Here is a 17,925-nt window from a genome sequence, read left to right as displayed (position 1 = left end):
CAACCTCTTATGCTACACGCGCCGACAGCTGGCCGTTTAAATCCTGGCTAATTTCACGCAGTAGCGCATCCGTCATTTCCCAGCTAATGCAGGCATCAGTTACAGACACGCCGTATTTCATTTCGCTACGCGGCTGTTCAGAAGACTGGTTGCCTTCGTGAATATTACTTTCAATCATCAAGCCAATGATCGAGCGATTGCCATCTTTGATTTGTGCAATCACGGATTCAGCCACGGCAGGCTGGCGGCGGTAATCTTTATTGGAGTTACCATGACTGCAATCTACCATCAGAGAAGGTCGTAGTCCCGCCTGCTCCATCTCTTTTTCGCACTGGGCGACATCTGCCGGGCTGTAGTTCGGCGCTTTACCACCGCGCAGGATCACGTGACCGTCCGGGTTACCCTGAGTTTGCAGCAGTGCAACCTGTCCAGCCTGGTTAATACCAACAAAGCGGTGCGACTGTGCCGCCGCGCGCATCGCGTTAATGGCGGTCGCCAGGCTACCGTCAGTACCGTTCTTAAAGCCGACCGGCATCGAAAGACCGGAAGCCATTTCGCGGTGAGTCTGCGATTCCGTGGTACGCGCACCGATTGCAGACCAGCTAAACAGATCGCCCAGGTATTGCGGGCTATTGGGATCCAGCGCTTCAGTTGCCAGCGGTAGTCCCATATTCACCAGTTCAAGCAGCAGCTGACGCGCAATTTTCAGGCCGGCTTCAACATCAAAAGAGCCATCCATATGAGGATCGTTAATTAACCCTTTCCAGCCGACGGTGGTACGGGGTTTTTCAAAATAGACGCGCATCACCAGGTAGAGGCTATCGCTGACCTCTGCGGCAAGGGCTTTAAACCGACGAGCGTACTCAATAGCCATTTCAGGATCGTGAATGGAACACGGACCACATACCACCAGCAGGCGCGGATCGCGACCAGAGATAATATCTGAAATGGTTTTACGCGACTGGGAGATTTGCGCTTCTTGCGCCTGGCTCAGCGGGAATTCAGCTTTCAGCTGCTCCGGAGTCATCAGAACCTGTTCGTCGGTAATATGTACGTTGTTCAGCGCGTCTTTTTGCATGATGGTGATCCTGTTTAGCTCGTTTGCGATAGTTGATCCTCAGCGAGGAGGTGATAACGATAACACAACAGGTAAAGATTTCAATCCACAAACCGTAAATTTTAATTTACAGAATGCAATTTAATGACAGAACACGCCCTCTGTTGCGTACATTAAAATTTACACCATCCGATATTGAGATCCACTATGCTTAAAAAACGAGGGAGTACAGGCAATGAAGCAACTCATCAGCACCCTATTTCTATTACTTCTTAGCGGATGTCAGATAGATCCTTATACCCACGCCCCCACATGGACGGGAACCGCCTGGTACGACGCCGGAATACAAGATGCCATTTCGGGGTATGCCGTTAAAGATAATGAAACTCTTGCCGACAACTACAATGACCCCGAAGTCGATCGTACGGAATATCTTAAGGGTTATGCCGAGGGACAACGTAAAATCTGCCAGCCGGATTTTGTTTACGCCAGAGGTTTGACCGGGAAAACCTTTCCCCCAAGTTGTGATACGGTCGAAAATATTGACCAGTTACACAGTGCCTGGCAAAAAGGAGCAAACGAAGGTGCTGCCTCAATAAGATTAAATTAAACAATAGCTTATATTTTATAAATTACTAAGATTTAACTTAAATTACTAATGGCTTTCCACCTGGCATAATGACGGCTTAGGAAAATAATGTTATTTTGTCCTAAATAATCTTGAATGTATTTCGACGTTTTACGGCAAACGCTGGTAGGTAACTATTCATGAGCTATTCTTACCGACTCATACTTCTACTGGCACTGCTCCTGACCGGATTACCGCTGTACGCCCAAAGCGTTACGGAAGAAGCAAAATCTGTACGCGCTATGGTTTCCGGCATCGTCAGTTATACGCGCTGGCCTGCACTGTCCGGGCCCCCCAAACTGTGTATTTTCTCTTCATCGCGTTTTTCCAGTGTCCTGGGAGATACCAGTGCCGGAGCATTACCCTATCTTCCCGTCATCATTCGTACGGAACAAGAAATATTAGTTTCGCAGTGTGATGGCTTTTATTTTGGAAAAGAATCCCCTACTTTTCAGGTGGAATTAAAGAATAAATATCCGTCTAAGGCATTGTTATTAATTGCCGAACAGAACCCCGAATGCGTTATTGGCAGCGCCTTTTGCCTCATAATTAAAGATGAAGATGTGAGATTTTCCGTAAATATGGATTCCCTTTCACGCAGTGGCGTAAGGGTCAGTCCGGACGTATTAATGCTTGCACGGAATCAGAAGCATGGATAAGGGCCATTCTCCCATAACACGCCCGACGTTTAAGCGGACATTACGGCGTATCAGCATAATCAGCGTTCTGGTAACTATGACGCTGATCTGGCTGCTGCTCAGCATTTCTTCGGTGCTGGCATTGAGACAGTATGCGCAAAAGAACCTGGATCTGACCGCTGCAACCATGACCCGCACGCTTGAAGCAGCATTAGTTTTTTCTGATGGCGTCGCAGCAACTGAAACGCTGGCAGCACTGGGCCAGCAGGGGCAATTTTCCGTTGCAGAAGTTCGTAATAAAAACCAGAAGGTGATCGCCACCTGGCGCTATAACGCGCAGGATACCACTGAAAAAATCAGCGGACTTATCAGCCACTGGCTGTTCCCACAACCGGTCACTCAACCTATTTTGCATAATGGCAACGTCATCGGCGAAGTACGATTGACTGCGCGCGATAGCGTTATCAGCCATTTCATCTATTTGTCACTTGCCGTCCTAACCGGGTGCATTCTGTTGGCCTCTGGCATTGCATTAATGCTCACTCGTTATTTACATAATGGCGTCGTGGAAGCCCTGCAAAATATAACCGAGGTGGTACATGATGTTCGTACCAACCGTAACTTTTCACGGCGCGTTTCAGAAGAGCGCATTGAAGAGTTTCACCTTTTTGCCCAGGATTTTAATAGTTTGCTGGATGAGATGGAGGAGTGGCAACTTAAACTGCAGGCAAAGAACGCCCAGCTTTTGCGTACGGCGCTACACGATCCGCTGACCGGCCTGGCGAATCGCGCCGCATTTCGCAGCAGCATTAACGCCCTGATGAATGACCATGCCGCCCACAGCAGCTCCGCACTGTTATTTCTTGATGGTGATAATTTTAAATTTATTAATGATACCTGGGGCCACGCAGCTGGGGATCGGGTCCTGATTGAAGTTGCAAACAGGCTGTCCGAGTTTGGTGGTAATCGACATCACCCCTACAGACTTGGCGGCGATGAGTTCGCTATGGTGCTGTACAGCGTTCACTCTGAATACGAAGTTCAGCGGATCTGCGCGGCACTATCACACGAGTTTAACCGACCTTTTGACCTGCATAACGGTCATCAGGCAAGCATGACACTCAGTATTGGTTTTGCGCTGACGTGGGAACATGCCTCTGCCGAGAAATTACAAGAACTTGCCGATAAAAATATGTATCAGGCCAAAAATTTGCGTTCTGAACGCATTATTAAAAAATAAGGACTTACACATGCTAAAACGTCTATCATCCCCGTTTCTTCTGCTTTTACTGATTTTGGCAGGCTGTCAGGCACCTCAGGGAAAATTTACCCCGGAGCAAATTGCAGCCATGAAATCGTACGGATTTACCGAAGCTTCCGGAGACTGGTCTCTTGGTCTGTCTGACAACATCCTGTTTGACAAAAACGACTATAAGCTCCGCCCTGAAAGTGAAAAGCAGATCCAGGAAATGGCATCCAAACTGGCAGCTACCGGGTTAAACCATGCGCGTATGGATGGCCATACCGATAACTACGGCGAAGACAGCTACAACGAAGCACTGTCGCTCAAACGCGCGAATGTGGTTGCCGATGCGTGGGCACAGGGCGCCAACATTCCCCGCACTAATCTGACAACGCAGGGACTCGGGAAGAAATACCCGATTGCCAGTAATCAGACGTCAAAAGGTCGTGCTGAAAACCGCCGGGTTGCAGTCGTGATCGCTACGCCGTAAAAGTCCTCAACTGGCTGCGCGGCGCGCAGCCATCCAATTGCAATGAAACAAAAGAGTAAGGTCGGAATAAAAAAAGGGCCAGCCTTTCGGCCAGCCCTTTTCTAACAGGATGTCGCTTGCGCGAATCTTAGTTAAGACGCTCCTATTAACACCCCACAACAAACAAACACTTACCATATAAAACAATTAGTTAAAGTAATTTTTAATGCAATGAATTGCAGTATTATGCAACCTCTGCCGCCATATTGTCGCCAACATACAGCGATAACGGATTAAGGGTTACAGCTTGTTCAAGGTGGTCAGGAGCAAAGTGTGCATACTTCATTGTTTCTCGAATATTGGCATGCCCGAGAATTTTCTGCAGTACCAGTATATTCCCGCCGTTCATCATAAAATGCGCACCAAAAGTATGACGCAAAACGTGCGTCTTCTGCCCTTCCGTCAATTCAATATTCGTTAGTTTGAGCATCTTCTTAAACTCCTGATAGCAGGGTTTAAACATTCTGCCTTGACGTACGGACAACTCGTCGTACAGCCATTTAGGAATAGGAACTGTGCGATTCTTCTTACCTTTGGTTTTGGTGAACGTCAGTTTATATGGAGAAAGTTGAGGGCGGGTCAATCTCTCCGCTTCCCCCCATCGAGCGCCGGTTGCAAGGCACACCTTAACAATCATGGTGAGGTCTTCTTTGCCGTATTGCTCGCAGGCTCGAAACAGCTCCGGGAGCTGAGACAAAGTTAGCCAGGACATTTCTTTCTCAGCCTCTTTGAATACTCGGATCCCATCAAGTGGATTGGGTAGGCTCCACTCCCCTAACCGGCGGAGCTCATTAAACACTGCTTCTAGGTATTGTTGTTCGCGATTGACGGTTATAGGTTTGGCGATCCATTTCGAGGGGTCTTTATGATAACCGTTGTCTATTTCACCACGTAATCGACGGTCACGATAATGAGCCCAGTCTTTCGCGGTAAGGCGAGATGCAATCGGGTCACCAAGCCCATTACATACGATTTGAAGCTTTGCTAACCTCGACTTACTGGCGACTAACGCTTGACCGTGCAAATTGTGCCAAAGCTGAATAATCTCGCTTAAGCGTCGGCGGTCTTCTTTCTTGCCGAGCCACGGCTTATCTTCACTCTCGCTTTTGGTAAATGCTTCAAATGCCTCGGCCTCACCTTTGGTATTGAATTGCCGACGTATACGCCGCCCTTCTCGACCATTTGGATAGAGTTCACACAACCATTTTCCACTTTTTTGTTTACTTACAGTCATTGCGATACCGAGGCTAAAAGAAAATTAATTACAAAGGGCTGTAGCGGCATCAATCACCGGTGAAATTGAAATTTTAACGCCGTCATACTCAGGGTCATCCTTCCATACGTCATCTAAGTTAGACCCCTCCAGCTTTCCTGATTTAACAGCATCTACCGCCATGCCATTCAGAGGATATCTATCATCAGTTTTGATGTCATACACAAAAGCATAAGCACGGTTAACACATGATACCTTTGCCTTTTCAAAGGTTAGAGGCCACTTGTCACCATATGCAGCGCCGTCTATCTCTTTAAACTTCTCAGCGGCTATGGCTGAGGAAGAAAGTGCAATGCAGACTATCGCAAATATAAACTTTTTCATTACTGCTCCTTAAACATGCTTTTCCAAAGTAAAAATAACCGCACCTGATGGTGTGATATCTGAAATATTACATTCAAACTCAGCAGACTTATTTGATAACCTGACCTTTCCGCCTGGCAACCTGATTACGTCAAAAACATCGAGTGCGCCATCAATACCAATAAGCCAGCGACCATTTCCTATCTTCGAGTTAGAACTATCAACAAGCCAAGATGTGCTCACACCATCAATAAACACTAAATCATCAGTATTTGATGGAACCATAGATATATCAGGAGTCCAGCGTCCGATATCTTTGAGTTCGCCCGCCTCGAGGCGGCACTTTCTAATCGTTAAAGCATTTGCCGGTTCACCATCATTACTGTTACGCATCTGGCCTTTTCCGGTTGATAACCATTCTAACGATACGCCAGTATCAAGGGCGCAAGTGACAACCACGTCACCGGGGAAAAAATCGCGTCTAACCCAAGTGCTTATAGTGCCGGAAGATATACCTAATAAATCTCCAAGCTCTTTTTGCAGAGTAAAACCATACGCATCGAGAATCCGACGCAGAACCGCCCTCCCTCCATTTGCCATGATTTCATCATAGAGTTGCTTACCTTTAAGCTTAGTTTTCACCACTTCAAATCTTGCATTTGCAAGCTCACCATTAATTAGCCATCGCAGGTCAGCTCCAGTATCAAGAGCACACTCAACGAAAACGTTGCTAGGGATTACGTTTCTAGCAAGCCAGCTACTCACGTTGTTTGCATGTATGCCAAGCCTTTCGGCTAGTTCCTTTTGCTGCTTAAAGCCGTATGCAGAAAGGACACGTTCCAATGCGGCAGACGCATTAACATCATTTTTAGACATATGACACCAACAAGAATTTTGTTTACAACCAAAATTTAGCGATCTATATTGGTGCTCATCGACCAAGATGCACACCACTGCACTACATTTCAAACAACAGGAGATAATGCGATATGTCAGATGCAAAATCAATCCCGCTGCATGACGCACAAAACTTACAAAATCAAACTGTATTGCTAGACGCTGGTCAGTTCAACGCGCTTGTAACCATGATGCAGCTATCCATGCAAAACATGATTCGTACAGCGATGTTAGACACCATGTCAGTAAAAGACTTCGCCGCCGCCCGTGGCGTTAGCGAGCGTCTGGTCTGGCAATGGATTGATGAGGGCGTCCTTCTCAAAGCTCCCACCAAAGATGTTACCAGCAAAGAAAAAGCCGCTAAGCGTAGCCGCACCCTTATCAACGTCAAAGCATGGCGTGACAAACTGACCCAGCAAGCTATCGATTGCCGTTATATCAACTAACAGTCATCGCTTAACTGAACTTGATTTTGCAAGTTAAAGGGAGTTACAGCATGTTAGATTTTCGTGTTTCGTCACATGCGCACTTTGACGAGGCCTGCAGAAAATTCGCAGCTACTCATAACGTGAAAGAACTAGCGAATAAAGCCGGAATCAAGCCGCATACGCTTTACAACAAACTCAACCCAGAACAGCCGCACCAGTTAACGCCGCGTGAGATCTGGACACTGACAGACCTGACCGAAGACTCGACCCTCGTCGATGGTTTTCTGGCGCAGATCCATTGTCTGCCATGCGTACCGGTCAACGAACTTGCAAAAGAGAAACTGCAATCCTACGTCATGCACGCAATGAGCGAACTTGGCGAACTGGCAAGCGGTGCAGTTTCCGGCGACCGCCTCACGCCAGCCAAAAAACAAAACATGATTGCTAGCGTAAATGCGGGGATTCGCATGTTGTCATTATCGGCAATGGCGCTGCATGCACGTCTGCAGACTAATCCCGCTATGTCGAGCGTGGTCGATACCATGAGCGGTATTGGCGCATCGTTTGGTCTGATTTGAGGTGCGTATGCTGAAAAGTGAACCGTCATTCGCGTCTCTGCTCGTTAAGCAAAGCCCCGGCATGCATTACGGCCACGGCTGGATCGCAGGTAAGGACGGCAAGCGCTGGCACCCGAGCCACTCACAGGCTGATTTACTGGCTGACCTGTCCACCAAAAAACTGGGGAAATCATGGCTATCGAAGCTGTTTCCGCGAATGTTCCGCTAAAGGCGGGCGAGCGTCTGGCTGGTCTCAATCACATAGCTGAATTGCGCGCGAGATATTGGGGCGATAGCTGGAAAGAGGTTGAGCGTTTTGTCGATGATATGCGCGATAAACGCGATCCACAATTTGAAGAAAATACTCGGGCGCTGGCCGCTATTTTCTTTCTGGCAAAAATTCCGGCGGCTCGTCATGAGCTCGAATTAAGTGAGCTGACCACTGACGAGAAAAAAGCATTGATTACAGCGATGAATCATTTTCGTGCAGTGGTGAGCTTATTTCCAAAACGGCTAACCATGCCTAATTAATCCAAACAGAAATTTAATGGCGTAAACCCGCCGGGCTTCTTATTGCCAGAAATCAGGAGAAATAAATATGCAGAAAGAATTAAAAAACATCTTTGTCGCCGAAAGTGATCCACTCATGGCCGTGATTGACATAGCCAAGCGCGAAGAGCGTAAAGGTCGCGCTCTCGCCGTTTCAATTCGTCTTGAAGCTCTGGCAACACATATCGCAAACAAAGGATTAAACGGGATTGAAGCGGCAGAACTTCTGCGCCGTGAAGCCACCCGCTATGAAAACGAATCTCAGGAGCTGCACTAATGGCCGACGCAATGGATTTAGCACAACAGCGTGAGCAGGAAGACCGCGAGCGCCATATCAACACCGCACGCAACCGCATCGCTGCGCCCTCTCGTTTCCTCTGCGAAGAATGTGACGCACCAATCCCGGAAGCGCGGCGCGCTGCAATTCCGGGTGTGGCCTTTTGCGTGACCTGTCAGCAAATAGCAGAGCTCAAATCTAAACATTACAGGGGCGTTTAAATGAGTATTCGTATCGAAGTTGGCGACAAGTGGGTTATTACCAGCGACAAATTTCAATTCATCCTGAATGAAAAGAAAATCGCTCAATCCGGGAAAAAAGCTGGCGAGGAATGGCTCAACATTATCGGATATTACCCGAAGATTAACCAACTTATTTCCGGTCTGGCACATCACTACATCCATAATTCGGAGCTTCAAACCCTGAATGACATTGCCTCAGAAATTGAGGCGTTGGCGATGTTATGTGAGTCAGCCTTTCGTGCTGGGATTGCGAAATAACATATGGTTAAGGGCGTGGCAGATGTTATTCATTACCACGGAACACCTGTATGGGGTGACGCCGGTAACGTTCACCGTATTGCGGTCACCGGTGCTGGCGCATTTGTATCGTATGCACGTCCTGACCAATTAGCTGCATCAATTAAATACGCCCTTTCTGTTGCTATAGATAATGGAGCTTTTTCAGCGTGGAAGCGTGGCCTCGTTATTGACTGGCAGCAATTCTATCAATGGCTTATTCCTCATTATCATCACCCCAAACTGTCATTTTTTGTTATCCCTGATGTGGTTGAAGGTGGCGAAGCTGACAATGACGCGCTTATCGCTAAGCTACCGCGCTGCTTCAAAGACAAAGCAGCGCCAGTCTGGCATTTGCATGAATCATTGCATCGTTTAGTTGAGCTTTGCCGAGAGTGGCCGCGCGTGTGCTTTGGGTCGTCAGGTGAGTACACAACTATCAGAACCCAGCTCTGGCATCACAGGATGTCAGAAGCGTTTGAAACCATTTACTGCAAACATAGTTTCTCAACACAGGTGCACGGGCTCCGCATGCTCGATGGTAGGGTTTTGGGGAACTATCCTTTGGCGACTGCCGATAGCACAAACCTTGCCTGTAATGTGCCGAAATTCGAAGTCAAATACCCAGAGCTCACAAAAGCAATTCGCGAAGCCGATTATGCGAAAAACCTTTCTGAAGATGAACTTAAGGCAGTCATTCTCAAACGCCGTTGCGCCATTCTGAAAAATACTATTGAGGCCGTATCCCCTCCATCGATTGCAAGCTGGATATCAAAAGGGTTGGCTCCGCTTCAACTGGAGTTGGCTATCGCATGACGAAATATACATTTGCATACCCGTGGAATGCTCCACGGTCGGCAATAGCCAGCCCATACCTTACCTATGACCAACAGTATCGCCGCGACCGTATGTTCGCGGCTTTGCTGCATGCGAGAAAGGTGCTTTCTCTCCAGCCTGAGTGCGTGCGTTTTGATGCTTATCGAACCGCTGCGATACTGGAGCAAAATCAGGGCAGTCAACGAGCCAATGCTTTTTTAATCAGCTTCTGCAAAAAGGCATTGCCGCGTCTTGAATTGGTGGCAAAAAAATACGAGTGCGCGGGTATTAACAGCAATGTATCAGCCGCTGTTTTCGATGGTCATTTTGATACCCAGCTTATGCAATATCTGGCGTCACGCATGGTCAATATGGTCGCCAGATTTAACCGCCTCCCGGATATGTCGCGCGCCGATATTGACCTGCTGGCCGCTGATATCGCTAATTTCATTCGTGCTGAACTGGCTGATATTGATGACACCGGATTTAGCGAACTCAAAACGCTGTACACCTGGTACATGCGCGCCGGTTTTATTTCCCTGCAATTCAACGTTACACCGCCGAAATGGGAGCGTGTGACTAAAAAATATTTTGGCGAGGATGAAATCGCACCGGCAGTAATTCGAATGTTTAATGAGGTTTGGTGGCGTGGTCGTTTACGTCGCATTGCGTCTGCATGGCGCGAACATCTACAAATTGCTGTTGGCAATGTCAGTAAGAAAAAGCACGTCTATGCGAGTAAAAACTGCGTGACTGACTGGCGCGAGCAGAAACGCCGTACGCGCGAATTTCTTAAAGGACTGGAACTCGAAGACGAAGACGGCAACCGCATCAGCCTGATTGAAAAATACGATGGCTCGGTCGCTAACCCTGCGATACGTCGTTGCGAGCTGATGACCCGCATCCGTGGGTTTGAAAATATCTGCAATGAGCTCGGTTATGTCGGTGAGTTTTACACTCTGACTACACCGTCTAAATATCACGCCACCACCAAAGCGGGCTACCGTAACAGCAAATGGAACGGTGCCAGCCCATCGGACACGCAGAGCTATCTAACCGGTCTTTGGGCACGCATACGCGCCAAGCTACACCGGGAAGAAATCCGCATTTTCGGTATACGTGTTGCCGAGCCTCATCACGACGGAACGCCTCACTGGCACATGCTTATGTTCATGTTGCCGGAAGACGTCGAGCGCGTGCGTATCATCATCCGTGATTATGCGTGGGAGGAAGACCGCCTCGAACTGAAAAGCGATAAAGCCAAAAAAGCGCGCTTTCATGCCGAGGCCATTGACCCTGAAAAGGGCAGCGCTACCGGATATGTTGCTAAATACATTTCGAAAAATATCGACGGCTATGCTCTCGATGGTGAAACCGATGACGAAAGCGGTGAGCTGCTGAAAGAGACAGCCCCCGCCGTATCAGCATGGGCGGCACGCTGGCACATCCGTCAATTCCAGTTTATCGGCGGTGCGCCGGTGACGGTCTACCGTGAATTGCGTCGTCTCGCCGATACCGAGACCGCGCACGGTCTGAGCGTTGAGTTTGCTGCCGTCCATGATGCCGCTGACGCCGGTGACTGGGCTGGTTACGTTAATGCGCAGGGTGGTCCGTTTGTCCGTCGCGATGATTTACAGGTGCGCACGCTGTATGAGCCGCGCCCCGAGTTTAACCAGTATGGTGAGGAAACCGTCTGCATTCGTGGCGTCTACGACTCTGCTGTCGGCGCTGGTACCCCGATTTTAACCCGGTTAACGCAGTGGAAAATTGTGCCGAAGCGTGCCGTTGATTTGGCCGTTGACGTTAAGGGCGCTCCTGCGCCCTCTCGGAGTTCTGTCAATAACTGTACGGAGAGCGAAAGCGAGCCACCAGAGCTAGATTTAACAAAACCACTAAGCCGACGTGAAAAACGCGAATTAGCAAAAAGAATCAGGAAGCCAAAACCACCAAAAAGGGCGAAATTTATTCACGGTAAGCCTGAGCAAAACCCCGCGATAGAAAAAACTATCGACGAGATTCAACTGACAACCGGCATCACAATCAGCCGGGGCGAAGCCCTGCACCTGATGGCCGGTGGTAAAAGCTGTTTTGATGGCAAATGGCTACGCGGAACGGCCAAAGGAGAAATATTTTCCGCAGCGCCATCGCACGAAGCTAAAGCTCGGAAAATCCTTAATCGTGTTGCGGTGATGGCTAAAGCATCAAAACCAATACATGAGTAATTCATATCCATATCATGCACATACGGCAATCGACCTATTCGTTTTTTTTCTTCCCATCTTTTGCCAATACGTGCTACTGTATAAATATACAGTAACCCTATGGGAGGGATTTCATGGTTGGCGAACATTTCAGCCGAACGCAGCAAAAGTGGGCTTGTGTGCAATTTATTGCCGAGGTATCTCTGATTGCAAACTGCAAGCCATCAGACTTAAAGCTCGCGCTCACTCTCATTGCAGACCTAGCAAACAGCGAAAATAACGAAACCGAAGATGATATTTTTTATAAGGCTGATTAGATTATGAGAATCAATATCACGTTGGATAAAGAGCAAAAAATTAGTCAGGCAACGTTGGATGCGCTTGAGGCTGAGCTGTACCGCAATCTTCAACCTATTTACCCAAAGACCGCTATCCGCATTCGCAAAGGCTCCGCAAATGGCGTTGAGCTAAGTGGTTTGAAACTGGACGAAGATAAAAAACGAGTAATGGAAATCATGCAGCAGGTATGGGAGGACGATAGCTGGTTGCATTAACAAACGTCGCCGGTGCTGAAACTCGTTTTCAGTGCTGGCGGGGTTGAACAACGAGCCCCGCGAGGCGTTAGCCTGCCCCGTAGAGACCGCCCCAACCGGCACGATTAAAGCCGGTTTTTTTATGCCATTTTTCCGCGATTTCCCCGTTTTTTAGCCGTGCATGCAACAGGTGCATGGTTTTGCATGCGTCAGGCTTGCACGTTCTGGCCGTGCGCCGCCAGAGCTGGCGCGGATCCAGAGTGGTCATGCAACTGCATTAAAACCGACCCATAAAGCGGGCAGGCGTGGCGGGGAAAGCATTGCGCGCCAGCGGTGGTGCGTAATAATAAAAATTATCGTCTGAGCGCGTCGTGATGGCGCTGGCGTGATTGTTGTCGGTTCGTTGGCGGTATTGTGTGGTCGTGCGCGCGTGGCGCGTCTGAGGCGTGATGGTGGCGGGGTATTAAAAAGCCGCCATGCTGGCGGCTTGAGGGGGATTATTCCGGGTTGTCGAGGGTGTACTCTTTGAATCTGATGACCTCCATGCCGAGCCAGTCGTTTACTTCCCTGAACCTGTCCTGTAGAGGCGACAGCTCGTTACGCACAAATACCTTTGCCACCTTCTCAACGTCACCGAGTGAGCCGATATTCTCGGGCTTACCGCCCATGAGCTGGAACGGCACGCGGTGCGCGTCCATCAGGTCGGCGTCGCTGGCTTTCTTGATGTTGAAAAAGTCATCTTTTGTGGCGACCTCGCTCAGTGGCACAATTTTGATGCCGTCCGGTTTACCGCCGGGAGCGTAGAAAAACAGGTTCTTAAAGTTGCCGAGCCCTTTCGAGTTGCGCATCGCCTCGCGCAGCGATTCGACGTCGGTCGCGCTCTGCGCCGGGTCGGTCACATACATGATGTAACCCGCGTGCGCGCCGTTCTGGTAATACTTGCGGCGGAACAGCGTCGCGGATTCATTCAGCCAGGCGGAATTAAGCGCGCTGAGATATTCGGGCAGGCCGTAAATCTCCTGATTAATGTCGGGCTCCAGCAGGTGAAACACGGTATCAGGCGCGAACTCATGCGGTAGAGTGAAGTTTTCCACAAACCAGAAAATCGAATCGTCGACCCCGCGCCGGGTGTATTTGGCCGGAGAGGCCAGCAGCTTGATTAGCTGGCCGGTGACGCTGTGGCGCTGCTCAAGAAAGGCGTTGCCGAATACCAGATAGTCGAGCGCAAAGCGGCTGAAATCCTGACGGGATAACAGCGGGTGTGGAATGTAGGTGCTTGCGAGCACGTTGCGCTTAACGTAAATCGGTGAGCTGTGATGTACAGCAGAGCGTAGGCTCTTTGCCAGCCCGGAGAAGCTGACCGGCGGCTCGTACCATTTGCCGTTACTGAAGCATTCGACGTAATCCAGAATGTCGCGCTTATCGAGTACCGGCACTGGCTCGCCAAAGGTGAAAGCTGTTGTTTTTGGCGGTGCGCTGGCGGTCAGTTGTTGTGGCTTGCTGGCCTTCTGCGCAGCGGCTTTGCGGGATTTTTGCTTACCCATTAGTTGAACTCCAGAATAGATTTAGGCTGCATGCCGCTACCGGCGGAAAGTGGTTCATTTAACAGGGCGTGCATGGTCGCCCATGCGATATCGGCGTGACTGGCTTCCTCGGTGCGGCTGGCCTCGTAGGTGGCGCTGCGCCCGCTGCTGGTCATGGTTTTGCGAATCGACATAAACGACTGCGTGACGTCGGTCGCCCCGGCGTCGTACTCCAGACAGCCGCGGCGAATGGTATCTTTTGCCTTGAGCACCATCGCGGTTTTCATTTCGGGGGTGTAACGGATGCCGCGTGCCGCCGGGTAGAATGACCGCACCAACTGGAACACGCCGAGACCGAGGCCGGTTGCGTCAATGCCGATGTATTCGACATTGTATTTTTCGGTCAGCTTGCGGATGCCATCTGCCTGTGCGGCAAAGTCCATGCCCTTCCACTGGTGACGCTCCAGCATGCGGAATTTGCCACCCGAGACCACCGGCGGTGCGAGTACGACGCACCCGGCGCTGTCGCCGGTGTGTGACGGGTCGTAGCCAATCCAGACAGGACGCGAGCCGAACGGATGGTCGGCGAACGGTGCGAAGTCCTCCCATTCTTCCATCACGTCGACCATGCAGCGCTGCAGCTCCTCGAACGGGAATACCGACGCTTTATCGTCGACAAACTCGCACATAAACAGGTTTTTAAAGTCCTCATCACTGTTTTCGCGTTTGAGCTGGTCGAGGTCGAACAGGGTGCAGCCACCGGCAAGGGCGTCCTCAATGGTGACAATCTGTCGCCACTGGCCATCGTCGCAGAGCTGACCACCGGCGAGCGCGCTGTGACTGATGTCGATTTCGATGCGGTCAGCAATACGGCTGCGCCCCTTGTTGAACAGCTCGCCAGACCAGAAAGGGTAAGCGCCGTGCGCCAGCGTAGAAGGTGTTGAAAAGTAGGTTGAGCGCAGGTGCTTCTGCGAGGCCATGCCGGACGCGACTTTGCGCAGCTTCTGAAAATTCGGGATCCAAAATATTTCATCGACATACAGGTCGCCGTTATGGCTCTGCGCGGTGTTGGAATTGGTACCGAGAAAAATCAGCTTTGCGCCGTTGTTGCCGATGACAATCGGGTCGCCGGTCAGGTCTACGTCGACCAGTCGCGCAAACTGGATGATGTATTCACGGAACACGTAAGCCTGCGTTTTACTGGCCGACAGAAAAATTTGGTTATGGCCGGTCTTGAGCGCGCGCAGCAGCGCCTCGCGGGAGAAATAGAACGTTGCGCCAATCTGGCGGGATTTGAGAATGTCGCGAATACGGTGCGCCAGTCCTGCGCGGTACCACTGCAACTGGTACCCGAAAGACTGGTCGAAAAATAATTCCTCCAGTTTCTCGATAGCCTCGTCGCTGAAAAAGTTCTTTTTCGGCTTCTTGCGTTCGCCCTTGTTGCGGTTGGCGACGTTGGGGTTAAGGTCTACCTCGTTGCCGGTCTGGCTGTAGCGGTTAACGCGCGCCAGTCGCTCAATCTGCCGCCCGAGCAGGTCAATCTCTTTGAAGTCGCCGCCTGATTTTTGCGGCTTGGCGATGAGCTGAATCAGGCGCGCCTCAAGGCTGCTTTCAACGCGGGAAATCGGTGCGATGCCGTCCCAGCCGTCGCGCTGCTTCCAGCTCTGCACGGTCGGGCGCTTGACCTGCAGCATTTCGGCAATCTGTGGCACGGAAAAGCCCTGCCAGTAAAGCAGCGATGCCTGCCGTCGCGGGTCATGCAACAAGGTTGTATCGGTGGAAATGGTCATTGATGCCTCGCCGTAGTGGATTCAGGGCAAGGCTACTTAATGGCCGTCAGTGATTCGCTAAGGTGCTGTTGTGTGGGCGGTTGTCCAGTCGTCATTGGTGGTCTGGCGTGTCCTGAGTCTGGAAACTGGCGGTGACCAGTAACCCCAACCTCAGGACTCCTGACAATGGCAAAAAAAGTCTCAAAGTTCTTTCGCATCGGCGTCGAGGGTGATACCTGCGATGGGCGCATTATCAGCGCCAGCGATATTCAGGAAATGGCTGAAACCTATGACCCGCGTGTCTACGGTTGCCGCATCAATCTTGAACACCTGCGCGGCCTGCTGCCCGATGGCGTATTCAAGCGCTATGGCGATGTGGCCGAGCTGAAAGCCGAAAAGATTGACGACGACTCTGCGCTTAACGGCAAGTGGGCGTTGTTCGCTAAAATCACCCCGACCGATGACCTTATCGCGATGAATAAAGCCGCGCAGAAGGTCTACACCTCAATGGAAATTCAGCCGAATTTTGCCAATACCGGCAAATGTTACCTCGTCGGCCTTGCGGTCACCGATGACCCGGCGAGCCTCGGCACTGAATACCTCGAATTCTGTCGCAACGCGAAGCACAACCCGCTGCAGCGCTTTAAGGCTAATCCTGAAAACGTCTTTTCTGCCGCCACGCTGGCCGAGCTGGAATTTGAAGACGTTCCCGACACGGTGCTCAACAGTCTGGCCGATAAGGTAAAGGCCATTTTCAGCCGCAAACAGGTCAGCGACGATGCGCGCCTGAATGATGTGCATGAAGCGGTGACCACCGTCAGCGAACATGTGCAGACCAATCTGACCAAACAGGACGAGCGCCTTTCAGCTATGGAAACTGCGTTTGCCACTTTCAAACAGGAGCTGACCGGCAAGGTTGAAGAAACCAGCCAGGCATTTTCCGCCCTGAAAACCACCCTCGACAAAACCGAAAGTTTCAGCCAGCCGCGACGCACGAAAGCCAGCGGCGGCGGTGGCGATGAGCTGCTGACTGACTGCTGATAAACCGCAGGCCGAAACCGGGCGGCAACCCCGCCCGATGCTGTGACTAACCGATTAATTCAAACAGGAAATACTATGCGTCAGGAAACCCGTTTTAAGTTCAATGCCTATCTGACCCAGCTCGCCAAACTGAACGGCATCAGCGTTGATGACGTCAGCAAAAAATTCACCGTTGAGCCGTCCGTCACGCAAACGCTGATGAACACCGTGCAGGCGTCATCCGCATTCTTGCAGACGATTAACATTCTGCCGGTCGCAGAAATGAAGGGCGAGAAAATTGGCGTCGGTGTGACCGGCACCATCGCCAGCACGACCGACACCTCGGGCGACAAAGAGCGTCAGACCGCAGATTTCACCGCGCTTGAGTCCAACAAGTACGAGTGCAATCAGATTAACTTTGACTTCCACCTGACCTATAAACGCCTCGACCTGTGGGCGCGTTTTCAGGACTTCCAGCGCCGCATCCGCGACGCCATTGTCCAGCGTCAGGCACTGGATTTCATCATGGCCGGGTTCAACGGTACCACCCGCGCTGATACCTCAGACCGCAGCAAAAACCCGATGCTGCAGGATGTGGCCGTCGGCTGGCTGCAGAAGTACCGCAACGAAGCACCGGCGCGCGTGATGAGCAAAATCATCGCTGAGGATGGTAGCGTTATTTCTGACGTGATTCGCGTCGGTAAGAACGGCGACTATGAGAACCTCGACGCGCTGGTGATGGACGGTACCAACACCCTGATTGACGAGATTTATCAGGATGACCCGAAACTCGTTGCCATCGTTGGCCGTAAGCTGCTGGCTGACAAATATTTCCCGCTGGTCAACAAACAGCAGGAAAACACCGAGTCGCTCGCGGCGGATATCATCATCAGCCAGAAGCGCATCGGCAACCTGCCAGCCGTGCGCGTGCCGTACTTCCCGGCGAATGCGGTATTCGTGACCACGCTGGAAAACCTCTCTATCTACTTCATGGATGAGAGCCACCGCCGCAGCATTGATGAGAACCCGAAAAAAGACCGCGTGGAAAACTACGAGTCGATGAACATCGACTATGTGGTCGAGGCGTATGCCGCCGGGTGCCTGCTGGAAAACATCACCTTGGGCGATTTCACCGCACCAGAGGCACCGGAAAGCGGAGAGTAAGC

General features: G+C 50.7%; 24 protein-coding genes. 18 read left to right on the top strand and 6 right to left on the bottom strand.

Annotated features, from left to right (window positions below; all coding sequences use genetic code 11):
- Positions 1 to 7 precede the first annotated feature (7 nt).
- The gene (gene aroF, locus HV350_RS06465; RefSeq protein WP_016154067.1) at positions 8 to 1,078 is read right to left on the bottom strand and encodes a 3-deoxy-7-phosphoheptulonate synthase AroF; all 1,071 of its coding nucleotides are present in this window, start codon (positions 1,076 to 1,078) and stop codon (positions 8 to 10) included.
- A 214-nt stretch (positions 1,079 to 1,292) separates the two neighbouring features.
- On the opposite strand from aroF, the gene HV350_RS06460 reads away from it, so the two are divergent.
- The 4 genes from HV350_RS06460 to HV350_RS06445 all read left to right on the top strand — a co-directional run bounded on the left by HV350_RS06460 (position 1,293) and on the right by HV350_RS06445 (position 4,056).
- Positions 1,293 to 1,667, top strand: coding sequence for a DUF2799 domain-containing protein (locus HV350_RS06460; RefSeq protein WP_016154068.1), 375 nt, complete (start codon positions 1,293 to 1,295; stop codon positions 1,665 to 1,667).
- A gap of 158 nt (positions 1,668 to 1,825) precedes the next feature.
- On the top strand, positions 1,826 to 2,344 hold the full coding sequence (locus tag HV350_RS06455) for a YfiR family protein (RefSeq protein ID WP_016154069.1): 519 nt from the start codon (positions 1,826 to 1,828) through the stop codon (positions 2,342 to 2,344).
- Complete coding sequence (gene dgcN, locus HV350_RS06450) at positions 2,337 to 3,563, top strand: diguanylate cyclase DgcN (RefSeq protein ID WP_047414892.1); 1,227 nt, start codon at positions 2,337 to 2,339, stop codon at positions 3,561 to 3,563. The genes HV350_RS06455 and dgcN overlap by 8 nt, the downstream gene beginning before the upstream one ends.
- Positions 3,564 to 3,573: 10 nt before the next feature.
- A complete protein-coding gene (locus HV350_RS06445) occupies positions 3,574 to 4,056 on the top strand; it encodes an OmpA family protein (RefSeq protein ID WP_016154071.1) in 483 nt (160 codons plus the stop codon).
- Between the two features lie 223 nt (positions 4,057 to 4,279).
- On the opposite strand, the gene HV350_RS06440 is transcribed toward HV350_RS06445, so the two are convergent.
- The 3 genes from HV350_RS06440 to HV350_RS06430 are packed head-to-tail and all read right to left on the bottom strand — an operon-like array spanning position 4,280 to position 6,547.
- Positions 4,280 to 5,329: a site-specific integrase gene (locus HV350_RS06440; RefSeq protein ID WP_181630058.1), complete on the bottom strand. Its 1,050-nt coding sequence runs from the start codon at positions 5,327 to 5,329 to the stop codon at positions 4,280 to 4,282.
- 24 nt (positions 5,330 to 5,353) lie between these two features.
- Positions 5,354 to 5,692 carry a DUF2511 domain-containing protein gene (locus HV350_RS06435; RefSeq protein ID WP_000713422.1) on the bottom strand — a complete coding sequence of 113 codons (339 nt, stop codon included), beginning with the start codon at positions 5,690 to 5,692 and terminating at the stop codon, positions 5,354 to 5,356.
- 9 nt (positions 5,693 to 5,701) lie between these two features.
- Positions 5,702 to 6,547, bottom strand: coding sequence for a phage repressor protein CI (locus HV350_RS06430; protein ID WP_000041620.1), 846 nt, complete (start codon positions 6,545 to 6,547; stop codon positions 5,702 to 5,704).
- Positions 6,548 to 6,660: 113 nt separating this feature from the next.
- On the opposite strand from HV350_RS06430, the gene HV350_RS06425 reads away from it, so the two are divergent.
- The 12 genes from HV350_RS06425 to HV350_RS26610 all read left to right on the top strand — a co-directional run bounded on the left by HV350_RS06425 (position 6,661) and on the right by HV350_RS26610 (position 12,811).
- A complete protein-coding gene (locus tag HV350_RS06425) occupies positions 6,661 to 7,014 on the top strand; it encodes a hypothetical protein (RefSeq protein WP_001278192.1) in 354 nt (117 codons plus the stop codon).
- A 50-nt stretch (positions 7,015 to 7,064) separates the two neighbouring features.
- Positions 7,065 to 7,574, top strand: a complete 510-nt coding sequence (locus HV350_RS06420) for a phage regulatory CII family protein (protein ID WP_001550177.1) — start codon at positions 7,065 to 7,067, stop codon at positions 7,572 to 7,574.
- Positions 7,575 to 7,581: 7 nt separating this feature from the next.
- Positions 7,582 to 7,782, top strand: a complete 201-nt coding sequence (locus tag HV350_RS06415; RefSeq protein WP_181630056.1) for a phage filamentation protein Fil family protein — start codon at positions 7,582 to 7,584, stop codon at positions 7,780 to 7,782.
- Positions 7,746 to 8,084: a DUF5347 domain-containing protein gene (locus tag HV350_RS06410; RefSeq protein WP_000963462.1), complete on the top strand. Its 339-nt coding sequence runs from the start codon at positions 7,746 to 7,748 to the stop codon at positions 8,082 to 8,084. Before HV350_RS06415 ends, HV350_RS06410 begins: the two co-directional genes overlap by 37 nt.
- A gap of 67 nt (positions 8,085 to 8,151) precedes the next feature.
- Positions 8,152 to 8,379 (top strand): DUF2732 family protein, encoded by a 228-nt coding sequence (locus HV350_RS06405; protein WP_001168393.1) that lies wholly within the window; start codon positions 8,152 to 8,154, stop codon positions 8,377 to 8,379.
- Positions 8,379 to 8,600, top strand: a complete 222-nt coding sequence (locus HV350_RS06400; RefSeq protein WP_181630054.1) for a TraR/DksA family transcriptional regulator — start codon at positions 8,379 to 8,381, stop codon at positions 8,598 to 8,600. The genes HV350_RS06405 and HV350_RS06400 overlap by 1 nt, the downstream gene beginning before the upstream one ends.
- On the top strand, positions 8,601 to 8,879 hold the full coding sequence (locus HV350_RS06395; RefSeq protein ID WP_181630052.1) for a DUF5405 family protein: 279 nt from the start codon (positions 8,601 to 8,603) through the stop codon (positions 8,877 to 8,879).
- Between the two features lie 3 nt (positions 8,880 to 8,882).
- A complete protein-coding gene (locus HV350_RS06390; protein ID WP_181630051.1) occupies positions 8,883 to 9,713 on the top strand; it encodes a hypothetical protein in 831 nt (276 codons plus the stop codon).
- Positions 9,710 to 11,935, top strand: coding sequence for a replication endonuclease (locus tag HV350_RS06385; RefSeq protein WP_181630049.1), 2,226 nt, complete (start codon positions 9,710 to 9,712; stop codon positions 11,933 to 11,935). Before HV350_RS06390 ends, HV350_RS06385 begins: the two co-directional genes overlap by 4 nt.
- Before the next feature lie 113 nt (positions 11,936 to 12,048).
- Positions 12,049 to 12,231 carry a hypothetical protein gene (locus HV350_RS06380; protein WP_000232650.1) on the top strand — a complete coding sequence of 61 codons (183 nt, stop codon included), beginning with the start codon at positions 12,049 to 12,051 and terminating at the stop codon, positions 12,229 to 12,231.
- 3 nt (positions 12,232 to 12,234) lie between these two features.
- Positions 12,235 to 12,468, top strand: a complete 234-nt coding sequence (locus HV350_RS06375) for a DinI family protein (protein ID WP_001222154.1) — start codon at positions 12,235 to 12,237, stop codon at positions 12,466 to 12,468.
- Positions 12,469 to 12,628: 160 nt separating this feature from the next.
- Positions 12,629 to 12,811, top strand: coding sequence for a hypothetical protein (locus HV350_RS26610; protein WP_071999896.1), 183 nt, complete (start codon positions 12,629 to 12,631; stop codon positions 12,809 to 12,811).
- 133 nt (positions 12,812 to 12,944) lie between these two features.
- On the opposite strand, the gene HV350_RS06370 is transcribed toward HV350_RS26610, so the two are convergent.
- Together HV350_RS06370 and HV350_RS06365 are read right to left on the bottom strand one after the other, a co-directional pair.
- Complete coding sequence (locus tag HV350_RS06370; protein WP_181630048.1) at positions 12,945 to 13,991, bottom strand: phage portal protein; 1,047 nt, start codon at positions 13,989 to 13,991, stop codon at positions 12,945 to 12,947.
- A complete protein-coding gene (locus HV350_RS06365) occupies positions 13,991 to 15,760 on the bottom strand; it encodes a terminase ATPase subunit family protein (RefSeq protein WP_181630046.1) in 1,770 nt (589 codons plus the stop codon). The genes HV350_RS06370 and HV350_RS06365 overlap by 1 nt, the downstream gene beginning before the upstream one ends.
- Positions 15,761 to 15,925: 165 nt before the next feature.
- Here HV350_RS06365 and HV350_RS06360 point away from each other — a divergent pair, with 165 nt between their 5' ends.
- Together HV350_RS06360 and HV350_RS06355 are read left to right on the top strand one after the other, a co-directional pair.
- Complete coding sequence (locus tag HV350_RS06360) at positions 15,926 to 16,780, top strand: GPO family capsid scaffolding protein (protein WP_181630044.1); 855 nt, start codon at positions 15,926 to 15,928, stop codon at positions 16,778 to 16,780.
- Positions 16,781 to 16,855: 75 nt separating this feature from the next.
- Positions 16,856 to 17,923, top strand: a complete 1,068-nt coding sequence (locus tag HV350_RS06355; protein WP_181630042.1) for a phage major capsid protein, P2 family — start codon at positions 16,856 to 16,858, stop codon at positions 17,921 to 17,923.
- Positions 17,924 to 17,925: the final 2 nt, after the last annotated feature.

This window comes from Citrobacter sp. RHBSTW-01013 (assembly GCF_013781985.1).
Classification (GTDB): domain Bacteria; phylum Pseudomonadota; class Gammaproteobacteria; order Enterobacterales; family Enterobacteriaceae; genus Citrobacter; species Citrobacter braakii.
The sequence above is the reverse complement of the archived record's forward strand: the minus strand, read 5'-3'. Positions and strand labels throughout refer to the sequence as shown.